Genomic DNA, 22976 nt, shown 5'->3' with positions numbered 1-22976 from the left:
ACCAATAATTGGGATTTAATATAACGTAAAAGGTGGTGTGTCTGTAAAGTTGTCATCTCCCGTTAAAATAGCCCGTTTTTGTAACACTCCTGTAATTTTAGTGTCATTCAAATGAATTTTAGTTGTAAACGCACGTCCGGTTGTTTCGTCATATAGTTATCTGGACGAAACATTACTCGTCTTGACGCATCGTGTTTATGTTTGAACGTAACAATCACCAAGAACTGACAACTATGAAAAACGACAAAACAAACCGACTAGGAAAGGACGAACCTCATGCTAAAAAAAATTGGAACGGTCTTATTACTGACGGTCATGACATTCGCCATGCTTTTACCGCAACAACCAGTAGAGGCGTCTTCTAAAATTTATGTAAAAAGCCAAGTGAACGGATTGAACGTTCGCTCAGCGGCTACGATTAATGGTAAGGTACTTGGAAAAATCAATAAAGGACAACAACTCCAACGCACTGGTACAAAAGGGGCTTGGATTCGCGTCAACTATAAAGGCAAGGCCGGTTGGATCGCAACCAAATACTTACGCACCGTTAAACCGGTTGCGAAAGCGAGCGTGAAATCGTATACGATGAACGCTTCTGCCTACACACCATACTGCAAAGGGTGTTCAGGTAAGACGGCACTCGGATGGAACGTTCGTACACAAAGACATAACGTCGTCGCTGTCGACCCGCGCGTCATCCCGCTCGGTTCTAAAGTACAAGTGTATGTCGGTGGGAAGTTGATGGGTACGTACACGGCGGCTGATACAGGCGGCTCTATCAAAGGACATAAGATCGACATTCTCATGTACTCGCAAAGTGCGGCCATCAACTTCGGTCGCAAGACGGTCACGGTCAAAGTCTTATAAGCCAATAAGAAAGAGTCATCGCAAACGCGATGACTCTTTCTTTTAATGAAATTATTGACGAACGATCAGGACGTCGCACTTCGAGTATCGGACGATGCTCTCGGATACGCTACCGATAAAGAAGCGTTCGACGGCATTCAAGCCGGTCGCTCCACAGATGATAAGGTCAATTTCGTGATTCGGTGCGATTTTTTTCGCAATCGTTACTTTAGGCGAACCGTATTCGATGACCGTTTCGACTTCTTTGACACCACGTTCTTTGGCCCGATTGACATAGTCGTCGAGCAGTTCTTTCGCATAGGTTTCTGCGCGTTCGGTAATCGTCCGATCGTATGCTTCGACCGTTGCGAACGTCCGTGTATCGATCACGTGACCGATATACAGTTTTCCGTCGTTTCGAAGTGCGACGTCGATTGCTGTTTCGAATGCGCGTTCCGCCTCTTTCGAGCCGTCGACGGCAGAAAGGATATGTTTGTAGACAATTGCCATGTAAATCCCAACCTTTCGCTTGAAATGTACGTGCGGCTTACATATATAGTATACCACTTCACTCGAAATTCACGCCCGCTTCTTTTGAGAATGGATGAAATTTTCACAACTTTCTTACGGAACAGGTTGAAGTTTGGAAATCAATAGATGGAACGGGTAAGATGATACAGAGGAGGGATGACGATGAAACACGTAGTCATCACGGCTGGTGCGAAAGGGATTGGCCGGGTTGTGACGGAACGACTGTTGGAGGAAGGCTGGTATGTCAGCGTGCTTCAACGAAAACCGATTGATTGGGAGCACGAACGGCTACATATGATCGAGACGCCGTTGACGGACCGAGAAGCGGTGACGGCCGGTTATGACGAGGCGGTGAGCAAGTTCGGTGAGCCGGACGCTTTGATTTTGAACGCGGGTCCGTATATTTTCGAACGGAAATGTCTCGTTGATTTGACGGACGAGGAATGGGACGAAGTGATCACCGGGAACTTGTCCGCCTCGTTTTGGCTGATGCGTCGAGCAATTCCGGATATGCGGGCGAAGCGGTTCGGGCGTATCATCACGTATGGATTCCCTGAGAGTGCGACGGCACCGGGCTGGTTGCATCGGTCCGCCTTTGCTGCCGCGAAGACCGGTCTCGTCAGTTTGACGAAGACGGTCGCGCTCGAGGAAGCGGTGCACGGTATCACGGCGAACATGATCAATCCGGGTAATATCGTCGGTGCGCAGAAAGAGATGCGGATCGAATCCGCTGAAGCGGATAATCAAACACCGGTCGGTCGGCATGGGACCGGCGAAGACATCGCGCGAATGATCATGTTCTTGCTCGCGCGGGACTCGGACATGGTCACCGGTGCGGTCATCGATGTGACCGGAGGCGTCAACGTCGTCCACCAATATCGAAAGTAAGGAGTGCTTCTTATGAAGTTGGCCATTTTGACGGACATTCATGGGAACGTCCAAGCGTTAGACGCAGTATTGAACGAGTTGGACGGTCAAGGGATCGATGACATCTGGAGTCTTGGCGATATGATCGCGATGGGGCCAGATTCGAACGAAGTGATGGCACGACTCCTCGACCGAGGTGTCAAGATGATCACGGGAAACCACGATGAAGCCGTCCTCTCACTGCTCGCGGGAACGGGACATCCCGAAAGTTATGCCCATACGCGGCCTCATCACGAATGGGTCGCGCGAACGTTGCGCCCTGACTACGCCGATGCGCTTATGAAATTGCCGCGGACGATCGAGCAAACGATAGGCAGGGAGCATATATACGGCATTCATTACCACATCCCGACTGAAAAGCGTGAGGCATCGATCGTCGACGAGCCGTTTCATGACATCGTCGAAGCGACGCTTCCGAACATGCAACGCTTATTTGGTGATTACGCGGCGGACGTCGTTTGTTTCGGCCACCATCACCCGGTCCACGCGTTTCAAGATGAGCGCAAATGGTATTTCAATCCAGGGGCGCTCGGCGTCGCCAAAGACGATTTGGCCCGCTATGGGGTGCTGCAGTGGGATGAGACGGGACTGCGTGTCAGTGCTAAGACGATCCCGTACGATAAACCGTCTTTCATGAACAAGATGGAGCGTGACGAAGTGCCGCAGCGCGAAGTGATGTGGCGCCTGTTCTATTGAAAAAGAGGTTGAAGACATATGCCTTCAACCTCAAGCTGTTGACGAACGAGGTCGCTAAAAGCGATTTCGTTCGTCTTTTATTATGTCCGAAGACCTTGAGGCGCTCTGCCCGACATAAAATTGAAGAAATGCTATGTAACGGTCGTTCTCGTCCGCGGTAGAACGTGAAACGGCCGCCCGAGGGCGACCGTTTGCTTTGCTCGTCCGATGGTACTACGGCTCAGGGGTTGCCTGCGGAAAGCGTGGGCACCGGAAGGACGAGCGAATTTGATTGTGTTAGTCAACCTCTTTTAAATTTCTTGTAACGTCTTCGGGAAGCTCGTCAACAAGATTGGTCCGCTTTCGGTCATGACGATGTCATCCTCGATGCGGACGCCGCCGACACCAGGGAGATAAATGCCTGGCTCGACCGTGAACGTCATGCCGACCTGGGCCGTCATATCGTTGTTGGCTGCCATCGATGGGAACTCGTGGACCTCGATGCCGATACCGTGACCGACGCGATGGGTGAAGTATTCCCCGTATCCGGCCGTCGTGATGACTTGGCGGGCGGCGATATCGATCGAGCCAAGCGTCGTCCCGACGTTCGCCATCTCGATGGCGGCTTCTTCGGCCCGAAGCACGGTCTCGTAGATTTCCCGCTGTTTCGTGCTCGCCTCACCATAGACGACGGTGCGGGTGATGTCTGAACAGTAGCCTTGCCAGACGACACCGAGATCGAATAAGGCGAAGTCACCTTTTTTGAGTCGGTTGTTGCCAGGAACACCGTGCGGATCGGCGCTATTTTCACCGAACAAGACGAGTGTATCAAATGACATTTCACGGACACCTTGCCGTTTCATGGCGTATTCGATCTCGGCGATGACTTCAAGTTCGGTCACCCCTTCACGCAACGCGCGGATGCCGGCTTCGATTGCCATGTCGGCAAGTTCGGCCGCGCGTTTCATGACCCGGATCTCATCTGTCGACTTGATCATTCGGAGCGCTTGTAATTCTTCCGTCAAGTCAATGATCGACAGTCCGGCAAATCCGGCACGCAGTTGTTCGACGCGGTTATATGGTAAATGCTCGCCTTCGATCCCGATTCGTTCCGGAATGATTTGTTGGTCGAGAAATAGTTTGACGACCTTGTCCCACGGATTCTCGTGGTCCATGTACGTCACGATCTCACCGTTCCAGTCGCTCGCTTCGACGATTCCTTTTTCAAGGGCCGGACAGACGAGCGCCGTTGTCCCGTTCTTCAGTACTAGGGTAGCAATTAAACGTTCATGGGCCTCGGCGTATACTCCTGAAAAATAGAAGACGGACGCTTTTGACGTGACAAACGCGGCGTCTAGCCCTTTCGTGGCCAAAGATTGTGCAATGTGGTTGGTTCGTTGATTCAACTCGATTCCCTTCCTTCTTGTTCAGTGGCTTTCTCGTTCATTATAGCGTTTTCCAAAATGGAAAGGAAATGTTGCATTTTCAGTAGTACAGTTTGAACAAGGTTCACTGATACAGTATACTGAGGATGACAGAAAATGTATTGAGGAAAGGGACTCGTGACATGACAACAAAACATGAACAGATCATAGCACATATCGAGTCGCTCGATGTCGGGTCTAAAATCTCCGTTCGCCAAATCGCCAAAGAACTGGCGGTATCAGAGGGAACGGCTTACCGGGCCATCAAAGAAGCGGAGAACTTGGGGTTCGTGTCAACGATCGAACGGGTCGGCACGATCCGCATCAAGCGCAAACATAAAGAGAACATTGAAAAACTAACATTTGCCGAAGTCGTCAACATCGTTGATGGCCAAGTGCTCGGCGGACGTGACGGCCTGCATAAAACGCTGTCTAAGTTCGTCATCGGGGCGATGAAGCTCGAAGCGATGATGCGATATATCGACGTCGACTCGCTCGTCATCATCGGGAACCGGGAGAAAGCGCATGAACTCGTCTTGCAGTCAGGCGGGGCCGTGCTGATCACCGGTGGATTCGATACGACCGACGAAGTGAAACGGATGGCGGATAAGTACAACATGCCCGTCATCTCGACTTCCTATGACAGTTTTACCGTTGCAACGATGATCAACCGCGCCATCTATGACCGTTTGATCAAAAAGGAAATTTTGCTCGTCTCGGATATCGTCATTCCGTTGCACGATACGTTTTATTTAAAAGTGGACGATACGGTCAAACGGTGGCACGAACTCAATGAACGGACGAAGCACAACCGCTACCCGGTCATCGACGACCAGATGAAAGTCGTCGGCGTCATCACCGCCAAAGATCTCATCGATCGGCCGCACGATACAGAAATCGAAAAAGTGATGACGAAAAGCCCGATCACGGCCGGCGTTCAGACAAGTGTCACGAATGCGGCCCACCAGATGGTATGGGAAGGGATCGAGATGTTGCCGGTCGTCGACAACTACGGTCGCCTGCTCGGCATCATCAGCCGTCAAGACGTCCTAAAGGCGCTTCAGCTCGCGAACCGGCAACCGCAAGTCGGTGAGACGTTTGATAATATGATCACCAATCAGTTGAAAGAGGATCCGACTTCGAACGGGACGGCGTTCACGGTCGAAGTGGCACCTCAAATGACGAGCCACATGGGGACGGCGTCGTCCGGAGTCTTGACGACGCTTCTTGTCGAAGGGGCGACCCGGAGTTTGCGGCATATGAAAAAAGGCGACCTTGTCGTCGAGAATATCACGGTCTACTTCATGAAACCGATTCAAATCGAGAGCCAAATCCGCGTCTCGGCGAACGTGTTCGACCTCGGACGAAAATTCGGGAAAGTCGACGTCGAGATGACACAAGGGACACAACTCGTCGCCAAAGCGCTCGTCACAGCGCAACTGATCGACCGGTAAAGAAAAACGAGCTGATGATGTCATCAGCTCGTTTTACATATTAAGATTGGTTGATCGGTTCTTCAGACGCCTTCGGGAAAATCTTGCGATAGCGAATGATCCCGACGATTGCGTTGCCAAGCCCGAGGACGAGCATGACGATGCTGACGATCCAGCCGATGGTCGAATTGAGGCCGAGGCCGCCGACCATCTGGTTGATGGCGAACAGCGCCAAAAACAAGCTGAGCCAGATGAGCGCTTGCGTGTTGAACAACGCTTTCCGGTACGGCGTCTTCGTCAAGAAGGCCCGACGTTTATAGACGAAATACGCACCGAGTGAGAACAAGATGAGTCCGATCATGATTAATTGACTCAAGTGAGAAACCCCTTTCAAACGTATAATCTGTTATCATCATACCATAGAATGGACATCAAGAAAGCGAGGAACGACCATGGCACATTGGCCTGAAGCAACAACGATATTGAATTTAATCGAGGCGGCGGACACGATTATGATCCATCGACACGTCCGTCCCGACCCGGATGCGCTCGGAAGCCAACTCGGCTTAAAGCGGATCATCGAGCGGGCTTACCCGGATAAACACGTTTATGTCGTCGGCGGGATTGCCCGCGACCTCGAATTTTTAGGGAAGATGCAACATGTGGAGCCAGAGATGTATGACGAAGCGCTCGTCCTCGTGCTTGATACAGCGAACCACGAACGAATCGATGGACCATACGCCTTGAAAGGGAAGACCGTCGTCAAGATCGACCACCATCCGGACGAAGACGAGTATGCGACACATCAGATCGTCGATACGACGGTCAGTTCGACGTCGGAGATTGTAGCCGAGCTCGCTCGGATATGGGACTTGGCTATCGATGAGCAGTCGGCGTTCTTACTTTTCGCGGGCATCGTCGGTGATACGGGACGCTTCCAGTTCCGGAACGCGACGCCACGCACGTTTGAGATCGCTGCTGACTTGATCAGTTACGGCATCGACACGAATCGCTTGTACCGCCAAATGTATAAGACGAACTTGGCGACACTCCAACTGCAAGGTTACGTCCTGCAAAACGTCCAAGTGACAGAGTCGGGCGTCGGATATGTCAAAATCGACGCCGACGTACTCCGGACGTTTCATGCGACGCCGGAAGCGGCATCGTTGCTCGTCAACAGCTTCTCTGGACTGGAGGGGTTGAAATGTTGGGTCATGTTCGTCGAGAACAAAGATGAGATTCGTGTCCGTATCCGCTCGAAAGGCCCGGTCATCAATGAAATCGCCAAACGTTACCGTGGCGGCGGGCATCCGATGGCAGCCGGTGCGACAATTGACACATGGGAAGAGATGGACGATGTGATTGCCGCGCTAGAAGAAGTGGCCGCACCGTTCGAATTTGAAAATGAAGAGAGCTGACCGCGGTCAGCTCTCTTCATTTTGTATCGTCGTCTTGTGGAATGAACCACGTGCCGCGATCGGTGACGTCTTCGACGACGTCAAGTTGGTACTCGGTAATGTATTTGCGCAGCCGGTCGATAATTTCAGGACTGTCGGCAAATACGGTCTGTCCGTTCTGTAAAAGTTCTAACTTGTCGCGCGCGATTTTACCCCGATTAATAATCATACGCTTTTACCCCCTTTTATCATTCGTTTTGTCTATAATTATTGTATCAGAGAAGCATCGAGATGAGTTTGACAATTAAGAAACAAGAGAGGGGGGCGCTTGTGCTCCATTTAAATGTAAGATCAGCGTTTAGCTTGATGCATAGCACGATTCGCTTAGAGCAATATGTCGCCTCGATGGCGGAGCGGGGGAGTAAGTCGGTCGCGGTCGCAGATGACGCGTTTTATGGCGTTCCTCAATTTGTGAGACTATGCGAACGCTATGCGGTCAAGCCGGTCATCGGTCTACGGACGAGCCTTCATGTCGATGGGCTCGAGTTGGCCGTGCTCGTGTATGCGATGACCGACCTAGATATTCCAAAGTTGTATCGCATCGTCGAGGCAGGCGGATTGACCGAACCGACGGATTTATCGGTCGTCATCTTACCTGAAAATTGGAAAACGAGTGACCCGGTCCACCGACGTCGTTTGTTTAACCGTATACTCGGCTTTGTGGCAGAAGAACGGTTATGGCTCGGGTTGCCTGCTCCGCAGACGACCGAACAGACGCTCATCGTCAAACAGCTTCGGGGGATGCGCGAAGAACTCGGTGTTCGTTTAGTGCCGACGCCAGAGACATGCTATATGCGACCAGAAGATTTTGAAGCGTATCGTGCCATCGTCGCAATCGGTGAAGGCGAGGTCATCTCCCAAGAGGACGTTCATCAAAAAGGCAAGTATGTGCGGCTGCCGAGCGAGATGAACGACTGGTTCGAACCCTTGGAGCTCGAGGAACTCGCGCGATTCGAACAACTTGCGTCGGTAACGCATATTCCGGCCGCGACTGCCGCGATCCCGGAACTTCCTGATGCCGTCGATCGACTCAAACGTCTTGTTGCGGAGCGATTGAAAGCACTTGGTTTGCTCAACGACACGTATATCGATCGGGCCCGGTACGAGCTTGACGTCATTGCCGGTACGGGGTTCGCCTCATACTTTTTGATTGTCGAGGACATCGTTCGCTTCGCCAGGGACAAAGGCATCGAAGTCGGTCCAGGTCGTGGTTCGGCGGCCGGGTCGCTCGTCAGTTTCGCGCTTCATATTACTGAAGTCGATCCTGTTCGCTTTGATTTGCTGTTTGAACGTTTCTTGAACCCGGAACGGATCAGTATGCCAGATATTGATTTAGACTTCGAAGACGAACGGAGAGACGAGGTCGTCCAGTACGTGCTTGACAAGTATGGGCTGCATCACGCCGCTCAAATCGGTACGTTAGCGACGTTCGGAGCGAAGGCGGCGCTACGTGATGTGGCACGCGCTCTCGGGATGACGCTTGAAGAAGGCCAGGCTGCCAGTAAACAAGTCAAGGACGACGGGATTGCGGGCATTACGAACAATCCGACTAAAATGAAGTGGTTTGCTGGAAGTCAAAAACGGTCGCACCTGTTGACGATCGCGTCTCAATTGGAAGGGTTGCCGAGACAAGCATCGATCCATGCGGCTGGGATCGTCTTGAGCCGAGATCCGCTTGACACGGTAACGCCGCTGCAACCGACGGACGGGGGCCAAGTGACACAATATAATATGAAGGATCTCGAGGCGCTCGGACTGCTGAAAATCGATTTGCTCGGTCTCCGGAACTTGACACGATTGCGCGAGATGGAGATGTTGATTCGTGACACCGATTCACTCTTCTCGCTGAAATCGATCCCGCTCGATGACAATCGGACGTTACGTGTTCTCGCACGAGGCGATACAGACGGCGTCTTTCAGTTTGAGTCGGACGGGATGAAGCAGGCGCTGCGGCAAGTGAAGCCGACCGAGTTTGAAGATATCGTCGTCACGATGTCGCTTTATCGCCCTGGACCGATGCAGTTCATCGAGACGTATGCCAAACGCAAGCACGGGATGCCGTACAAGCCGGTCCATCCGATCGTTGGCGAAGTGATGGAGACGACTAAAGGCGTGCTCGTCTACCAAGAACAAGTCATGAAGTTATTGCGCGAACTCGCCGGATATTCATACGCCGAGGCCGATTTGATTCGTCGAGCCATCGCTAAAAAGGATATGGCCGCCATCGAGGTCGAGAAAACCCGTTTTTTGGAGAAGACGGCGGAGTACGACGCGGATTCGATGCGACAAGTGTTCTCATGGATTGAAAAATTCGCAGGCTACGGGTTCAACCGGTCGCACGCCGTCGCCTATAGTTTGATCAGTTATCGATTGGCGTATGTGAAAGCACACTTTGAACGCATTTTTTATCTCGTGACGTACGATAAGACGAATCAACTCGTGCGTATGCTAAGGAAAGGTAAAATCCCCGTCTATCCTCCTGACGTCTTGCACGGGAAAGCGGGAGCGTCTCTAGAAGGTCCGGGAGTCCGTCTCGGCCTCAAGGCGATTCAAGGATTGACGAAGCGGGACGTGGAACGATTGATTGAGCATCACGATCAGTTCACCGATGTGAAACGACTCGTGGAACTGATGGACTGGGGAACGAAAGATCAGTTGAAATTGCGCCGTCTGCTCGGTTCCGGGGCGTTAGATCGCATGTACCACGGGGAGCGGAGCCGGGCTTTCCGGGCCGTGGAACGCTTGCGGGAAGAGGCGGGGACACATCTGCTCCCGGATGAACTGTCGGCCCTCGGTTTGAAACGGACCGAGACGCCGGAACCGAATTGGTCGGAAGAAGAACGCGAGGCGCTCGGGACGTGGATCGTCAACTCACCTTTGACGACGGTGGCACCCCTTCAAGTGGACACGGCCACGATCGAGGAAGTGTTGCGCGGCGACAGAGGGTTCATCGTCGTCTACGTCGATGCGATCCGGACGTTCAAGACGAAGAAAAACGAGGAGATGGGTGTCGCCATGGTCGATGACGGGGTCTCGCAAGATGAGGTCGTCATCTTCCCACGCGTGTTCGCAAACTACGCACGCTCGCTCTATGTCGGGAACGTCCTGTTGCTCGAGGTTCATCCAAACGAGCGGGACGGGCGGATTCAACTCGTCGTGGAGCGGGTGCGGCCGTTAAACGGTCAAGCGTTGTTCGTCCGGCTTCGCCGTGAATCGTTCGCCGAGCTCGAAGAACTCCTTCATACAGCAAGTGGGGACGTCCCGGTAATTTGTCGCTTCTCCGACTCAAAAGAGGTGAAGCAATTGGCATCTGCTTACTCGGTCAATCCAACGGAATCCTTCATGACCGCTTTGAAGAGCCGGTTCGGGGAAGCGGACGTCGTCTTGAAGCGGGTCGATTCAAAAACGTCCGGCGCGGGAACTAGTACCAAGTCATAAAAAGTGGTATAATCTGTTTGATTGGTCTGACCACTTTAAAGAGAATGCCATCCGAAAAGGAGTTGAACGGTCAGATGCATGGAAAATACGCATCCTCATTTCACGAAAACATTTCTAAAATTAGATCGTTGATCGTTCAGGCATCGCTCGCGCCGGGCGACCGTCTTCCATCCGAACGTGAACTAGCCGAGACGCTTTCAATCAGCCGCGCTTCGGTCCGAGAGGCGCTTCGGGCCCTCAGCTTTCTTGGAATCGTGGAGACGCGTCACGGGGGCGGGACGTTTTTGTGCGAACAAGATCGGCACCGCTACATCGAGATCTTGTCTGAGTTTATCGTCACGAAACAGACGAAAGCGTCCGACATCGTCGACATGTTGCGGTTGCTTGAGCGCCTTGCGTTTTCTGAAGTCGAGCCGACACCGGAGCGGGTCAAGCTGCTCGAAGCGAACTTAGCGAATGATCGCGAGTTCCGTCAACAGCTGATTCTAGGCCTAGACAACGAGCTCTTCATTCGAATTTGGAGTGAAGTGAACCGATTTTATGACGGGACGGACGCAGGTGAACTGTATACGATCGAAGAACGAACACAATTATTGGAGATGTGGCGTAAGGTGAGGATGCCGGAATGAACGAGGGGGAAGCGATGACTGCTTTTTTCAAGAAACCAAAACGATACATGCCGTTGCGTCAACGAGAACCGAAAATTGACGCACCACAAGGATTGATGACGAAATGTCCATCCTGTAAATATATGCATTATACGAAACAATTGAACGAACACCATAAAGTGTGCGATTGTGGCTACCATTTCCCGCTCAGTGCAGATGAGCGGATTCGATTGCTCACTGATGAGAACTCATTCGTGAAATTTGCTGGACCGCGCGTGAAAGAAAACCCGCTCGATTTTCCAGATTATGAAGAAAAATTAAAAAAAGACAGGGAACGAACTGGGATTGAAGAGGCGATTGTCTGCGGCCGTGGAATGATCTCTGGCCGTCACGCCGTCATCTGTGTCATGGACGCGCGCTTCCGGATGGGGTCAATGGGAGCTTACGTTGGGGAAGCGATCGCTTCAGCCGTCCGGACTGCGACTGCGGAACGATTACCTGTCGTGTTGTTCACCGCTTCAGGCGGTGCGCGTATGCAAGAAGGTATGGTCAGCCTCATGCAGATGGCCAATACGTCCATCGCGCTCAAGCAACATGACGAGGCCGGATTGCTGTATATCGCCTACTTGACCCATCCGACGACAGGTGGCGTCTCGGCTAGTTTTGCCATGCTCGGTGACTTGAACGTCGCCGAACCGGGTGCGTTGATCGGCTTCGCCGGGCGGCGGATCATTGAACAGACGATTCGTGAAAAATTACCAGACAACTTCCAAACTGCTGAGTTCTTGCTAGAGGCTGGTCAACTCGATGCCGTCGTTCATCGTGAACAGATGCGTTCGTTCTTAAAGAACATCATCGATTTACATGACGGGGGGGCACATCATGTTTGACTCAACGAAAGAATTGAACGAACAACTCGTGAAGTTGCGCGAGATGGCGGAAACGAAAGGGATCGACCTATCCCGGGAGATCCGCCATCTCGAGACGAAGCTCCACCGATTAGAAAAAGACAATTATGGGAATATGAAACCGTGGGATCGCGTGCAATTGGCACGGAACCCGAAACGGCCGACGACGCTCGACTATATCGATCAGCTGTTCCCGGATTTTATTGAACTGCATGGCGACCGACATGGATATGATGATGCGGCGATCGTCGCGGGGATTGCCACGCTCGACGGTGTCCCGGTGACAATCATCGGCCATCAACGCGGCCGCAATACGAAAGAGAACATGTTGCGAAACTTTGGCATGCCTCATCCGGAAGGGTATCGTAAAGCGTTACGGTTCATGAAGCAGGCCGAGAAGTTCAACCGGCCGGTCATCACGTTCATTGACACGAAAGGTGCTTACCCGGGTAAGGCGGCCGAAGAACGCGGACAAAGCGAGGCGATCGCACGCAACTTGTTTGAGATGGCGACGTTGAAAGTCCCGATCGTTTCTGTCGTCATCGGCGAGGGCGGTTCTGGAGGAGCGCTCGGCATCGGTGTCTGCGACCGGCTGCTCATGCTCGAGAACAGCACGTACTCGGTCATCTCGCCAGAAGGTGCGGCAGCACTGCTTTGGAAAGATGCGAAGCTAGCGGAAAGGGCCGCTGAAACGATGAAGATTACAGCACAAGATTTGCTCGATTTAGGGATTGTCGATGAGATTGTAACGGAAGTGTTTGGCGGAGCCCACATCGATGTGTCAATACAGTCTTCGCTCTTGAAGCCTGTATTAACACAGCATGTCAGTGAGTTGGTGAAACGCTCGCGCGATGAGTTGCTGCAAGGGCGCGCTGCCAAATATCATCAAATTGGCACATTTGGCTCGTGAAAACGGTAACAACCGCTTGAGGTTCACGTTAAACCACTCACGAAATGACTGCTTTCGACGGTACCCCATGCATTTTTTTCACATACTTGTGTTGTAAAACAAAGGTCAGACATGGTATTTTTATTTCAGATTTCGTTAAAACACATAAGAGGTGAGTGACGTGAATTTAAGACGAATTGCGGTATTGACAAGTGGGGGAGACGCCCCTGGAATGAACGCTGCAGTCCGTGCAGTGACCCGAAAAGCAATTTTTGAAGGTCTAGAAGTGTACGGTGTGTATAACGGCTATCAAGGATTGATTGAAGGCGATCTCGTTGAATTGAACCTAGGTTCAGTCGGCGATATCATTCAACGCGGAGGAACGTTCTTACGTTCTGCCCGTTGCCCAGAGTTTAGAACTGAAGAAGGCCGGGCTAAAGCGGTCAAACAGTTGAAGAAATTCAACATCGATGCGCTTGTTGTCATTGGCGGAGACGGTTCTTACCGTGGAGCTCAGAAGTTGACGGAGCTTGGTTTCCCGACAATCGGGCTGCCTGGTACGATCGACAATGATATTCCGGGAACGGACGCGACGATCGGATTTGACACAGCGCTCAACACGGCGCTCGATGCGATCGACAAGATTCGTGACACTGCTTCTTCACATGAACGTACGTATGTCATTGAAGTGATGGGTCGCGACGCGGGAGACATCGCTCTTTACGCCGGTCTTGCCGGTGGAGCGGAGTCGATCCTCGTCCCAGAACGTCCTGAAGACTTGAGTGCGATTGTTGAGCGGATCAACCATGGTGTTGCCCGCGGCAAGAAACATTCGATTGTCGTCGTTGCTGAAGGAGCTGGCAGTGCCGAAGAGATTGGTAAGCTCATTGCTGAGCAGACAAACTCGGAAACACGTGTCACGATCCTTGGACATATCCAACGTGGTGGTTCACCAACTGCCGCCGACCGCGTGCTTGCTAGCCGGATGGGCGCTTACGCCGTTGAAATCCTGTTAGAAGGCAAAGCTGGACGGGTCGTTGGAATCCGTGGCGGTAAAATGATGGACCTCGATATCGACGAGGCGCTCGACCATAACAAGCATACGCTTGACATGAAGTTGATCGACCTGTCGAACCAACTTTCGATTTAACGAGTGACAGTGAACTCCACAGAGACGGGATCAGGTCAATCGACCCCCCGTTTTCTGTGTGTAAATGTAATACATCCCCTAGGAGGTTTTTATTTATGCGTAGAACGAAAATTGTATGTACGATCGGACCAGCTTCAGAGAAGCTTCTCCCAGAAATGATTGAAGCTGGAATGAACGTGGCTCGTCTTAACTTCTCACACGGTGACTACGAAGAGCACGGAGCACGTATCCGCGACATCCGTGAAGCATCACGCGTCGCAGGCAAAATCGTGACTGTCCTTCTCGATACGAAAGGTCCTGAAATTCGGACGCATACGTTCGCAGACGGAAAGGCACTCCTTGAAAAAGGGAAAGAAGTGACAATCGTCTCAACAGAAGAAATCGTCGGAACGAAAGACCGTTTCTCGGTCACGTACGAAGGATTGTTCGATGACGTCGAAGTCGGTTCTAGCATCATGCTCGATGACGGACTCATCGGTCTCCGTGTCGTCGAAAAACTTCCGAACCGCGATCTTCGTTGCATCATCGAAAACGAAGGCGTCATCAAGACGAAGAAAGGTGTAAACTTGCCGAACGTCAAGGTTAACCTTCCTGCCTTAACAGACAAAGATATCGCGGACATCGAGTTCGGTATCTCGCAAGATATCGACGTGATCGCAGCTTCATTCGTACGTCGTGCGTCTGACGTCGTCGCCATTCGTCAACTTCTCGAGAAGCACGATGCGTCGCACATCAAGATTTACCCGAAAATTGAAAACCAAGAAGGTGTCGATAACATCGACGAGATCTTGTCTATCTCTGACGGTTTGATGGTTGCGCGTGGTGACCTCGGTATCGAGATCCCGACTGAAGAAGTCACACCGGTACAAAAAGAATTGATCAAGAAGTGTAACGACCTCGGTAAGCCGGTCATCACAGCGACACAAATGCTTGACTCGATGCAACGCAACCCGCGTCCGACACGTGCGGAAGCGTCTGACGTTGCCAACGCCATCCTCGATGGTACGGATGCGGTCATGCTCTCAGGTGAGACGGCTGCAGGGGACTACCCAATCGAGTCAGTTCAAATGCAAGCAGCGATCGCTGTTCGTACAGAGCGTATGCTCGACTACAAAAACTTGCTCAAAGATCGTCAAAAACGCAGTGAACATACGGTAACGGATGCGATCTCACAAGCGGTTGCCCATACAGCAATCAACTTGAACGCGAAAGCGATCTTGACGCCAACACAATCAGGTTATACGGCTGCCCGTACGGCGAAATATCGTCCGGAAGCAAACATTATCGCGGTGACTGAATCAGAGCGCGTCGCTCGTCAGTTGAACCTCGTTTGGGGCGTATACCCGATCGTTGCTGACACGATGCCGAACAACACGGATGAAATGTTGGTTCAAGCATCTGAAGCAGCTCGTCACGCTGGACTCGTCACAGACGGCGACCTCGTTGTCATCTCAGCAGGTATTCCGGCAGCGACTTCTGGTACGACGAACATGATGAAAATTCACATCGTCGGACACGCTCTTGCAAACGGACGCGGCATCGGTGAGCGCGGCCTCGTCGGAGAAGTCGTCGTTGCGAACAACGCTGACGAAGCGAACGCTAAAGCAAAAGACGGCATGATCCTCGTGGCACCGTTCACTGATAAAGAAATGATGCCAGCGATCGAAAAAGCAGCCGGCATCATCACAGAAGACGGTGGATTGACGAGCCATGCTGGCATCGTTGGACCATCGCTCCGTAAACCGGTCATCGTCGGTGTTGAATCTGCAACGTCTACGTTCCGTGACGGACAGATGATCTCGATCGACCCGCTTACTGGAAAAATTTATAACGCGTAATCGAATGACAATCGAACCGACCTTCTCATGAGGTCGGTTCTTTTTCCATTCAGAAAGAGGGATGAATCATGGGTGCTTATTTATTTCTGCTATTGCTCGTCTTGATCGGCGTGATTGCTCATAATCAGTCCATCATTATCGCGAGTAGCGTACTCTTAATCATTAAAGCAATCGGCTTCGGTGACCAGCTGTTCCCGACGCTCGCCGCAAAAGGGATCCATTGGGGTGTGACGATCATCACGATTGCCGTCCTCGTCCCGATCGCGACCGGAGACATAGGTTTTAGAGAATTGTGGAATAGTATTAAAGGACCGGTCGGCATCATTGCCTTTTCGTCCGGTATCTTCGTCGCCCTCGCCGCCGCCCAGGGCGTGCAACTGATGCGTGTCGATCCGGTCGTGACGACGGCATTGCTCGCAGGCACCATTCTCGCGGTCGGATTCATGAAAGGCGTTCCGGTCGGTCCACTGATTGGTGCCGGGATTGCCGCGCTCATTTTAGGGGGATATAACCTTATCGAGAAGTGGGTTTGACATTTTTTTACGCCTGGATACGCTTACATTTCTTTTTTTCAGTAAATTGTTTATACTAGACGAAGGACAGGGTGGCGCGAACTCGATACGTGCTGGGGAGATTTATCGAACCCCCACCCTTATTCCCTACAAACAGACTGTATGATGCGGTCGACTATTTTAAAGACTGAGGGGGAGTTATTAATGTCAACAACTAAAGGGTTAGAAGGAATTGTGGCAGCGGCCTCAAAAGTCAGTTCGATCATTGACGGACAATTGACTTATGGAGGATACACAATCGATGACTTGGCAGACCATGCCACGTTCGAAGAAGTCGTCTTTCTATTATGGAACGACCGCCTTCCGAAGGCAGATGAATTAACGAAACTCTCAGCGGCGCTCGTTCAAGAAGCGAAGTTGCCAGAAGACGTCATCGCGACACTCGAGCGGGCACCAAAGTCTGCGAACGCGATGGCTACGATTCGCACGGCACTCTCTCAACTCGCGTTGTACGATGAAGAGGCTGAAGACATGAGCGAAGAGGCAAACATGCGTAAAGCGATTCGTCTTCAAGCACAAATCGCGACGATCGTGACTGCTTTCGCGCGGTTACGAAAAGGCAAGCAACCGATTGCACCGAAGCAAGGCTTGTCGTATGCAGCCAATTTCTTATATATGTTGAACGGGGAAGAACCGAATGAAGTCGCCGAGACGACGATCGACAAGGCGCTCATTCTTCACGCTGACCATGAGCTGAACGCTTCGACGTTCACAGCCCGTGTCTGCGTAGCGACGCTCTCAGATATGTATTCTGGTGTGACGGCAGCGATGGGTGCACTCAAAGGTCCACTTCACGGTGGCGCCAACGAGGCGGTCATGAAGATGCTTCACGAAATCGGTTCGGTCGACAAAGTCGAAGACTACGTGCGAGGCAAGTTCGAACGCCGTGAGAAGATCATGGGCTTCGGTCACCGTGTTTATAAGGACGGCGATCCGCGTGCGAAACACTTGAAAGAGATGAGTCGCCAACTGACGGCTCAAATCAATGAGCCACACTGGTACGAGATGTCTGAGAAGATCGACCACCTCGTCGAGACTGAAAAAGGGCTCAAACCGAACGTCGACTTCTACTCGGCTTCGACGTACTATGCGCTCGGTCTTGACGAAGAGCTGTTCACGCCGATCTTCGCGGTCTCGCGGATGTCAGGCTGGATCGCACACATTCTCGAGCAATACGCCGACAACCGTCTCATTCGTCCGCGTGCCGAGTACGTAGGTGAAACGAATCGTTCATACGTACCGGTAAACGAGCGTTAATTGACGCATCGTTCGAAGATTGCGTCACAATTTAGACATAAACTTTGGTAAACTAACAGATGACGTAGGTCGGCGCTCGCGTCGGCCTACATAAATGTACTTAGGGGGATTCATATGTCAACACAAGGTCAAAAGATTACAGTAGAAAACGGTGCACTCAACGTACCAAACGTACCAACGATTCCATTCATCATCGGAGATGGAACAGGCCCAGACATCTGGAACGCTGCAGTCCGCGTCTTTGATGCAGCTGTCGAGAAAGCATACGGCGGCGAGAAGAAAATCGAATGGAAAGAAGTGTTCGCTGGCGAGAAGGCGTTCAACCAAACGGGTGAGTGGCTCCCTAACGAGACGCTCGACGAGATCCGTGAATATTTGATTGCCATCAAAGGACCGCTCACGACACCGGTCGGCGGCGGAATCCGTTCACTCAACGTTGCGCTCCGTCAAGAACTCGACTTGTACACGTGCTTGCGTCCTGTCCGTTACTTCACTGGCGTCCCGTCACCGGTCAAACGTCCTGAAGACACAGACATGGTCATCTTCCGTGAGAACACAGAAGATATTTATGCAGGGATCGAATATGCTTCAGGCAGCGACGAAGTGAAGAAGTTGATCACGTTCTTGAAAGAAGAGATGAACGTCAACAAGATCCGTTTCCCAGAAACATCGGGTATCGGCATCAAGCCGATCTCGTCAGAAGGGACGAAACGTCTCGTTCGGGCATCGCTCGAATATGCGATCGCGAACAACCGTAAATCGCTCACGCTCGTCCATAAAGGAAACATCATGAAGTTCACAGAAGGCGCCTTCAAAAACTGGGGATACGAACTCGCAGAAGAAGAGTTCGGCGATAAAGTGTTCACATGGGCCCAGTACGACCGCATCAAAGAAGAGTCAGGCGAAGCTGCTGCGAACGAAGCGCAATCGAAAGCGGAAGCGGAAGGCAAGATCATCGTGAAAGATTCAATCGCTGATATCTTCCTCCAACAAATCTTGACACGTCCGCGTGAGTTCGACGTCGTCGCGACGATGAACTTGAACGGTGACTACATCTCGGACGCGCTCGCTGCCCAAGTCGGCGGAATCGGGATCGCACCAGGTGCGAACATCAACTACGTGACAGGACATGCCATCTTCGAAGCGACACACGGTACGGCACCGAAGTATGCCGGTCTTGACAAAGTCAACCCGTCATCTGTCATCTTGTCAGGCGAGATGATGCTCCGTCACATGAACTGGAACGAAGCGGCTGACCTCATCGTTCGTTCGATGGAGAATACGATCGCATCGAAAGTCGTCACATACGACTTTGCCCGTCTCATGGATGGCGCGACAGAAGTGAAATGTTCAGAGTTTGCGGATGAACTGATCAAAAACATGTAAGTAGCACTCAAGTTTGGACTAAACCAAGGGGGAGAGCACAATGATTCGTCGCAACAAAATTTCTGTTATCGGTAGCGGATTCACGGGGGCCACGACGGCACTATACTTGGCTCAAAAAGAGTTAGGAGACGTCGTCCTTCTCGACATGCCAGAGTTTGAGAACCCGACGAAAGGAAAAGCGCTCGATATGCAAGAAACGGCGCCGATTCAAGGATTTGATTCGTTGATCACCGGGACGTCAGATTACGCTGACACGGCTGATTCGGACATCGTCGTCATCACGGCTGGTATCGCCCGCAAGCCGGGCATGAGCCGAGACGACCTCGTCACGACGAACGCTAGCGTTATGCGGTCGGTCACGAAAGAGATTGTCAAGTATTCGCCTGATGCGATCTTGATCGTCTTGACGAACCCGGTCGATGCGATGACGTATACGGTGTTCAAAGAGTCGGGCTTCCCGAAAGAGCGCGTCATCGGACAGTCCGGTGTGCTCGACACGGCACGGTTCCGGACGTTCGTCGCTTCGGAGTTGAACGTCTCTGTAAAAGACGTGTCCGGGTTCGTCCTCGGCGGTCACGGCGACGACATGGTGCCGCTCATCCGCTATTCGTACGCAGGAGGCATCCCGCTCGAGAAGTTGTTGCCGAGTGAACGCATCGACGCGATCGTCGCGAGAACGCGTAAAGGCGGCGGTGAGATCGTCCAACTCCTTGGCAACGGTTCGGCATACTACGCGCCGGCCGCGGCCATCGTCGAGATGGTGGAAGCGATTTTAAAAGATCAACGCCGCATTTTACCGGCCATCACGTATCTTGATGGAGAGTATGGCTTCCGTGACCTCTATCTTGGCGTGCCGACAGTTCTCGGTGCGAACGGGATCGAGCGTGTGCTCGAACTTGACCTGACGGACGAAGAACAAGCCGCGCTCAAACGCTCGGCTGACTCGGTCCGTTCCGTCTTGAACGTCCTAACTTGAAAGAAAGTCTAGTCTGCGTCGCAGGCTAGACTTTTTTTGTTGGATTCGTTTTTCTTTCAAGCGTGCTAAACTGGAGATAGACAGTGGATTTGTTTTGTTTTTGTAAAGAATTACTTTGAAGTTGGTCGCGAGTGGGATTGATTTGTAAAATAGGTAGTGTAAACGACTGAACAGATAGATTCGAGGAGGAACTAGTGTGGCCGATAAAGTAATTGTTGTTGATGACGAAGTATCGATTGCGACGTTATTAAAATTTAATTTAGAACAAGCCGGATTTGAGGTCGAGACGGCCCATGATGGAAAAGCGGGGCTTGAATTAGCGGAGAAACAAGACGCGGTGTTGATCATCCTCGACTTGATGTTGCCGGAGATGGACGGGCTTGAAGTATGTAAACGGCTACGCCAACAAAAAGTGAATACGCCGATCTTAATGTTGACTGCGAAAGACGACGAGTTCGATAAAGTGCTCGGTCTCGAACTTGGTGCTGACGACTATTTGACGAAACCGTTCAGCCCGCGCGAAGTAGTAGCCCGGGTCAAAGCAATTTTGCGCCGGTCAGGCCCACAGGAAACGCCGACGGTCGACGCTGACGTCATCGAAATCGGAGACGTCAAAATCATCGCTTCGAACTATGAGGTCTTCAAAAAAGGTGAACGTCTCGAATTGACGCCGAAAGAGTTTGAGCTGCTGGCTTATCTAGCCAAAAACAAAGGCCGTGTGTTGACGCGTGATCAACTGCTGTCAGCCATTTGGAACTATGATTTTGTCGGTGATACGCGCATCGTCGACGTCCATATTAGTCATTTGCGTGAAAAAATTGAGCCGGTGACGAAGAAGCCGACGTACATCAAGACGATCCGAGGCCTCGGCTATAAGATGGAAGAACCGATGCCCGAATGAAGACGTATCGCTCGCGTTTTTTGACGACACTCATCCTGCTCGTGACGGGCGTGCTGCTGACACTCGGGATCGTGCTCGGTCAACTGTTCAAAGATTTCTATTTGGACTCGGAGCGCGACCGGTTGAAAGAAGATGCCCAACTCGCCGCCTTGTATTTGGACGGGGGTGAGCTTGAGGAGATTCGTGACTACGTTCGACAAATCGATGATGAGAGCAGTTTCGACATCTTGCTGTTGAACCGCCGGATGGAAGTGATTGCGGGCACACCGTTCCGCGTCGGAGCGTTCGAATACCGGATTGACGCTGACACGATTCCGGCTAACGGTGCGTTCGGCAACGCGACACGCGAAGATTTGATCCAGTTCACGAAACCGATTGAACTGTCGACCGGTGAAACGGTCTACCTTAGCTTCATCCGCTATATTTCTGACTTAGAAGGTGTCTACAACCGGATTTGGCTGACGGTCGCGCTCGCATTGTTCTTCTCATTCTTCCTCATTCTATTCGTCCTCCACAATCTGACGAACCAGTTCATCCGGCCGATCGATGAGGCGACAATCGTGTTACGCGAACTCGCCGACGGGAATTACCGGGCTCGTGTGTATGAACTGCGCAACGATGAAGAGACGGGAAGCCTGGCCGGGTCGATCAACGTCCTCGCCCGTAACTTAGAGACGATCTCGCTCGGGGAGTCGGTGCAGCGGGCAAGGCTCGAGTCACTGATCGAGTATATGGGAGCCGGTCTGTTGCTCGTCGATGAACGCGGTATCGTCACGCTCGTCAACCGGTCATACCGGGATATGTTCCAATATGACGATTTGATGATCGGCCAGTTTTACCATGGCATTTTACCGAGTCCGGACGTCGAGACGTTGATCGAGGACGTCTATTTGACAGAAGAGCCGCACCGTCGCCAGCTATCGATTCGAATCGGATTCAATCAGAGAACGTATATGGTGTCAGCTGCCCCGATCTTTAGCGATACCGGCATGTTGCGCGGGACGACGCTGTTGTTTAACGACATCTCCGAATTGAAACGGCTTGAGAAAATGCGGAAAGATTTCGTCGCGAACGTGAGCCATGAGTTGAAGACGCCGCTCACTTCGATCAGAGGCTTCAGTGAGACGTTACTCGACGGGGCGAAAGAAGTGCCCGAGTTACGCGATCAATTTTTGGATATCATCCAAAAAGAAGCGACACGCATGCAAATGCTCGTCGAGGACTTGCTCGAACTGTCACGGCTCGAGCAGGAAAATTTCCATTTGGAGTTCACGCCTGTCCAACTCAATCAGCTCGTCGAAGAGGTGTGTCTCGTCTTAAGCCAGAAGGCGGAGCAAAAATCAATCCATCTTGAAGCGCATCACGAAGGCGACGTCGTCTTGCAAGCGGACTTGAATCGGATCAAGCAAGTCATCTTGAATCTTGTCGCGAACGCGATCAACTATTCGCCAGAAGGCAGCCAGGTCGAGATTACGGTCGAGAAGCGGGAGACGACGGCGCGCTTGATCGTCAAAGACAACGGGATCGGCATCGCTCCAAAAGAAGTGAGCCGCATATTCGAACGGTTTTACCGGGTCGACAAGGCCCGGAGCCGGAATTCTGGAGGGACCGGCCTTGGCCTCGCCATCGTCAAGCACATCGTCGATCTTCATCACGCGACGATCCATGTCGACAGCGACGAAGGCGTTGGGACGACGTTCACAATCGAATTCCCGCTCGCTTAACAAGGAATTTATGTCGCGTTCACACGAACTTTACAA

General features: G+C 51.9%; 21 protein-coding genes. 17 read left to right on the top strand and 4 right to left on the bottom strand.

Annotation, left to right across the window (positions count from 1 at the left end; genetic code table 11):
- The first annotated feature begins 276 nt into the window (after positions 1-276).
- A complete protein-coding gene (locus tag EVJ24_RS15545; protein WP_131440042.1) occupies positions 277-867 on the top strand; it encodes a 3D domain-containing protein in 591 nt (196 codons plus the stop codon).
- 51 nt (positions 868-918) lie between these two features.
- On the opposite strand, the gene EVJ24_RS05065 is transcribed toward EVJ24_RS15545, so the two are convergent.
- On the bottom strand, positions 919-1356 hold the full coding sequence (locus tag EVJ24_RS05065; protein ID WP_016508455.1) for a universal stress protein: 438 nt from the start codon (positions 1354-1356) through the stop codon (positions 919-921).
- A gap of 183 nt (positions 1357-1539) precedes the next feature.
- Between EVJ24_RS05065 and EVJ24_RS05060 the strand changes: the two genes are divergently transcribed.
- Both EVJ24_RS05060 and EVJ24_RS05055 read left to right on the top strand, forming a co-directional pair.
- Positions 1540-2265 carry an SDR family oxidoreductase gene (locus EVJ24_RS05060; protein ID WP_131440040.1) on the top strand — a complete coding sequence of 242 codons (726 nt, stop codon included), beginning with the start codon at positions 1540-1542 and terminating at the stop codon, positions 2263-2265.
- Between the two features lie 12 nt (positions 2266-2277).
- Positions 2278-3000, top strand: a complete 723-nt coding sequence (locus EVJ24_RS05055; RefSeq protein WP_131440038.1) for a metallophosphoesterase family protein — start codon at positions 2278-2280, stop codon at positions 2998-3000.
- A gap of 290 nt (positions 3001-3290) precedes the next feature.
- On the opposite strand, the gene EVJ24_RS05050 is transcribed toward EVJ24_RS05055, so the two are convergent.
- Complete coding sequence (locus EVJ24_RS05050) at positions 3291-4385, bottom strand: M24 family metallopeptidase (protein ID WP_131440035.1); 1095 nt, start codon at positions 4383-4385, stop codon at positions 3291-3293.
- Positions 4386-4546: 161 nt separating this feature from the next.
- Here EVJ24_RS05050 and EVJ24_RS05045 point away from each other — a divergent pair, with 161 nt between their 5' ends.
- Positions 4547-5857 (top strand): DRTGG domain-containing protein, encoded by a 1311-nt coding sequence (locus EVJ24_RS05045; protein WP_070329497.1) that lies wholly within the window; start codon positions 4547-4549, stop codon positions 5855-5857.
- 40 nt (positions 5858-5897) lie between these two features.
- Here the strand turns inward: EVJ24_RS05045 and EVJ24_RS05040 are convergent, their stop codons facing one another.
- Positions 5898-6212 (bottom strand): YtpI family protein, encoded by a 315-nt coding sequence (locus EVJ24_RS05040; RefSeq protein WP_233589567.1) that lies wholly within the window; start codon positions 6210-6212, stop codon positions 5898-5900.
- Positions 6213-6288: 76 nt separating this feature from the next.
- Between EVJ24_RS05040 and EVJ24_RS05035 the strand changes: the two genes are divergently transcribed.
- Entirely contained in the window at positions 6289-7254 is a 966-nt protein-coding gene (locus EVJ24_RS05035; RefSeq protein ID WP_131440033.1) for a DHH family phosphoesterase, read from the top strand.
- 16 nt (positions 7255-7270) lie between these two features.
- Here the strand turns inward: EVJ24_RS05035 and EVJ24_RS05030 are convergent, their stop codons facing one another.
- Positions 7271-7462, bottom strand: a complete 192-nt coding sequence (locus EVJ24_RS05030) for a hypothetical protein (RefSeq protein WP_131440031.1) — start codon at positions 7460-7462, stop codon at positions 7271-7273.
- A 101-nt stretch (positions 7463-7563) separates the two neighbouring features.
- Here EVJ24_RS05030 and dnaE point away from each other — a divergent pair, with 101 nt between their 5' ends.
- From dnaE to pnpS, 12 genes are all read left to right on the top strand, one after another.
- Positions 7564-10731 (top strand): DNA polymerase III subunit alpha, encoded by a 3168-nt coding sequence (gene dnaE, locus EVJ24_RS05025; protein WP_236637561.1) that lies wholly within the window; start codon positions 7564-7566, stop codon positions 10729-10731.
- A gap of 128 nt (positions 10732-10859) precedes the next feature.
- Positions 10860-11360, top strand: a complete 501-nt coding sequence (locus tag EVJ24_RS05020; RefSeq protein WP_233589565.1) for a FadR/GntR family transcriptional regulator — start codon at positions 10860-10862, stop codon at positions 11358-11360.
- A 14-nt stretch (positions 11361-11374) separates the two neighbouring features.
- Positions 11375-12229 carry an acetyl-CoA carboxylase, carboxyltransferase subunit beta gene (accD, locus tag EVJ24_RS05015; protein ID WP_071397830.1) on the top strand — a complete coding sequence of 285 codons (855 nt, stop codon included), beginning with the start codon at positions 11375-11377 and terminating at the stop codon, positions 12227-12229.
- A complete protein-coding gene (locus tag EVJ24_RS05010) occupies positions 12222-13157 on the top strand; it encodes an acetyl-CoA carboxylase carboxyl transferase subunit alpha (protein ID WP_131440027.1) in 936 nt (311 codons plus the stop codon). Before accD ends, EVJ24_RS05010 begins: the two co-directional genes overlap by 8 nt.
- 160 nt (positions 13158-13317) lie before the next feature.
- A complete protein-coding gene (gene pfkA, locus EVJ24_RS05005) occupies positions 13318-14286 on the top strand; it encodes a 6-phosphofructokinase (protein ID WP_131440025.1) in 969 nt (322 codons plus the stop codon).
- A gap of 95 nt (positions 14287-14381) precedes the next feature.
- A complete protein-coding gene (gene pyk, locus EVJ24_RS05000; protein ID WP_070326936.1) occupies positions 14382-16124 on the top strand; it encodes a pyruvate kinase in 1743 nt (580 codons plus the stop codon).
- 68 nt (positions 16125-16192) lie between these two features.
- Positions 16193-16657 (top strand): DUF441 domain-containing protein, encoded by a 465-nt coding sequence (locus EVJ24_RS04995; protein WP_131440022.1) that lies wholly within the window; start codon positions 16193-16195, stop codon positions 16655-16657.
- 183 nt (positions 16658-16840) lie between these two features.
- Positions 16841-17953 carry a citrate synthase gene (citZ, locus tag EVJ24_RS04990; RefSeq protein ID WP_071397821.1) on the top strand — a complete coding sequence of 371 codons (1113 nt, stop codon included), beginning with the start codon at positions 16841-16843 and terminating at the stop codon, positions 17951-17953.
- Between the two features lie 114 nt (positions 17954-18067).
- Positions 18068-19339 (top strand): NADP-dependent isocitrate dehydrogenase, encoded by a 1272-nt coding sequence (gene icd / locus EVJ24_RS04985; protein ID WP_131440020.1) that lies wholly within the window; start codon positions 18068-18070, stop codon positions 19337-19339.
- A gap of 40 nt (positions 19340-19379) precedes the next feature.
- The gene (gene mdh / locus EVJ24_RS04980) at positions 19380-20315 is read left to right on the top strand and encodes a malate dehydrogenase (protein ID WP_070326939.1); all 936 of its coding nucleotides are present in this window, start codon (positions 19380-19382) and stop codon (positions 20313-20315) included.
- Between the two features lie 196 nt (positions 20316-20511).
- Entirely contained in the window at positions 20512-21216 is a 705-nt protein-coding gene (locus EVJ24_RS04975) for a response regulator transcription factor (RefSeq protein ID WP_071397818.1), read from the top strand.
- Positions 21213-22940 carry a two-component system histidine kinase PnpS gene (gene pnpS / locus EVJ24_RS04970; protein WP_131440018.1) on the top strand — a complete coding sequence of 576 codons (1728 nt, stop codon included), beginning with the start codon at positions 21213-21215 and terminating at the stop codon, positions 22938-22940. Before EVJ24_RS04975 ends, pnpS begins: the two co-directional genes overlap by 4 nt.
- Positions 22941-22976 lie beyond the last annotated feature (36 nt).

This window comes from Exiguobacterium sp. SH1S21 (assembly GCF_004337175.1).
Classification (GTDB): domain Bacteria; phylum Bacillota; class Bacilli; order Exiguobacteriales; family Exiguobacteriaceae; genus Exiguobacterium; species Exiguobacterium aurantiacum_A.
Note: the sequence above shows the minus strand (reverse complement) of the source record. Positions and strands in the feature narration are given on the sequence as shown.

Excerpts from the sequence above, each read along its gene's own strand:
- EVJ24_RS15545 (WP_131440042.1), top strand. The coding sequence starts at position 277 with ATGCTAAAAAAAATTGGAACGGTCTTATTACTGACGGTCATGACATTC.
- EVJ24_RS05065 (WP_016508455.1), bottom strand. The coding sequence starts at position 1,356 with ATGGCAATTGTCTACAAACATATCCTTTCTGCCGTCGACGGCTCGAAA.
- EVJ24_RS05060 (WP_131440040.1), top strand. The coding sequence starts at position 1,540 with ATGAAACACGTAGTCATCACGGCTGGTGCGAAAGGGATTGGCCGGGTT.
- EVJ24_RS05055 (WP_131440038.1), top strand. The coding sequence starts at position 2,278 with ATGAAGTTGGCCATTTTGACGGACATTCATGGGAACGTCCAAGCGTTA.
- EVJ24_RS05045 (WP_070329497.1), top strand. The coding sequence starts at position 4,547 with ATGACAACAAAACATGAACAGATCATAGCACATATCGAGTCGCTCGAT.
- EVJ24_RS05035 (WP_131440033.1), top strand. The coding sequence starts at position 6,289 with ATGGCACATTGGCCTGAAGCAACAACGATATTGAATTTAATCGAGGCG.
- EVJ24_RS05030 (WP_131440031.1), bottom strand. The coding sequence starts at position 7,462 with ATGATTATTAATCGGGGTAAAATCGCGCGCGACAAGTTAGAACTTTTA.
- accD (WP_071397830.1), top strand. The coding sequence starts at position 11,375 with ATGACTGCTTTTTTCAAGAAACCAAAACGATACATGCCGTTGCGTCAA.
- EVJ24_RS05010 (WP_131440027.1), top strand. The coding sequence starts at position 12,222 with ATGTTTGACTCAACGAAAGAATTGAACGAACAACTCGTGAAGTTGCGC.
- pyk (WP_070326936.1), top strand. The coding sequence starts at position 14,382 with ATGCGTAGAACGAAAATTGTATGTACGATCGGACCAGCTTCAGAGAAG.
- EVJ24_RS04995 (WP_131440022.1), top strand. The coding sequence starts at position 16,193 with ATGGGTGCTTATTTATTTCTGCTATTGCTCGTCTTGATCGGCGTGATT.
- citZ (WP_071397821.1), top strand. The coding sequence starts at position 16,841 with ATGTCAACAACTAAAGGGTTAGAAGGAATTGTGGCAGCGGCCTCAAAA.
- icd (WP_131440020.1), top strand. The coding sequence starts at position 18,068 with ATGTCAACACAAGGTCAAAAGATTACAGTAGAAAACGGTGCACTCAAC.
- mdh (WP_070326939.1), top strand. The coding sequence starts at position 19,380 with ATGATTCGTCGCAACAAAATTTCTGTTATCGGTAGCGGATTCACGGGG.
- pnpS (WP_131440018.1), top strand. The coding sequence starts at position 21,213 with ATGAAGACGTATCGCTCGCGTTTTTTGACGACACTCATCCTGCTCGTG.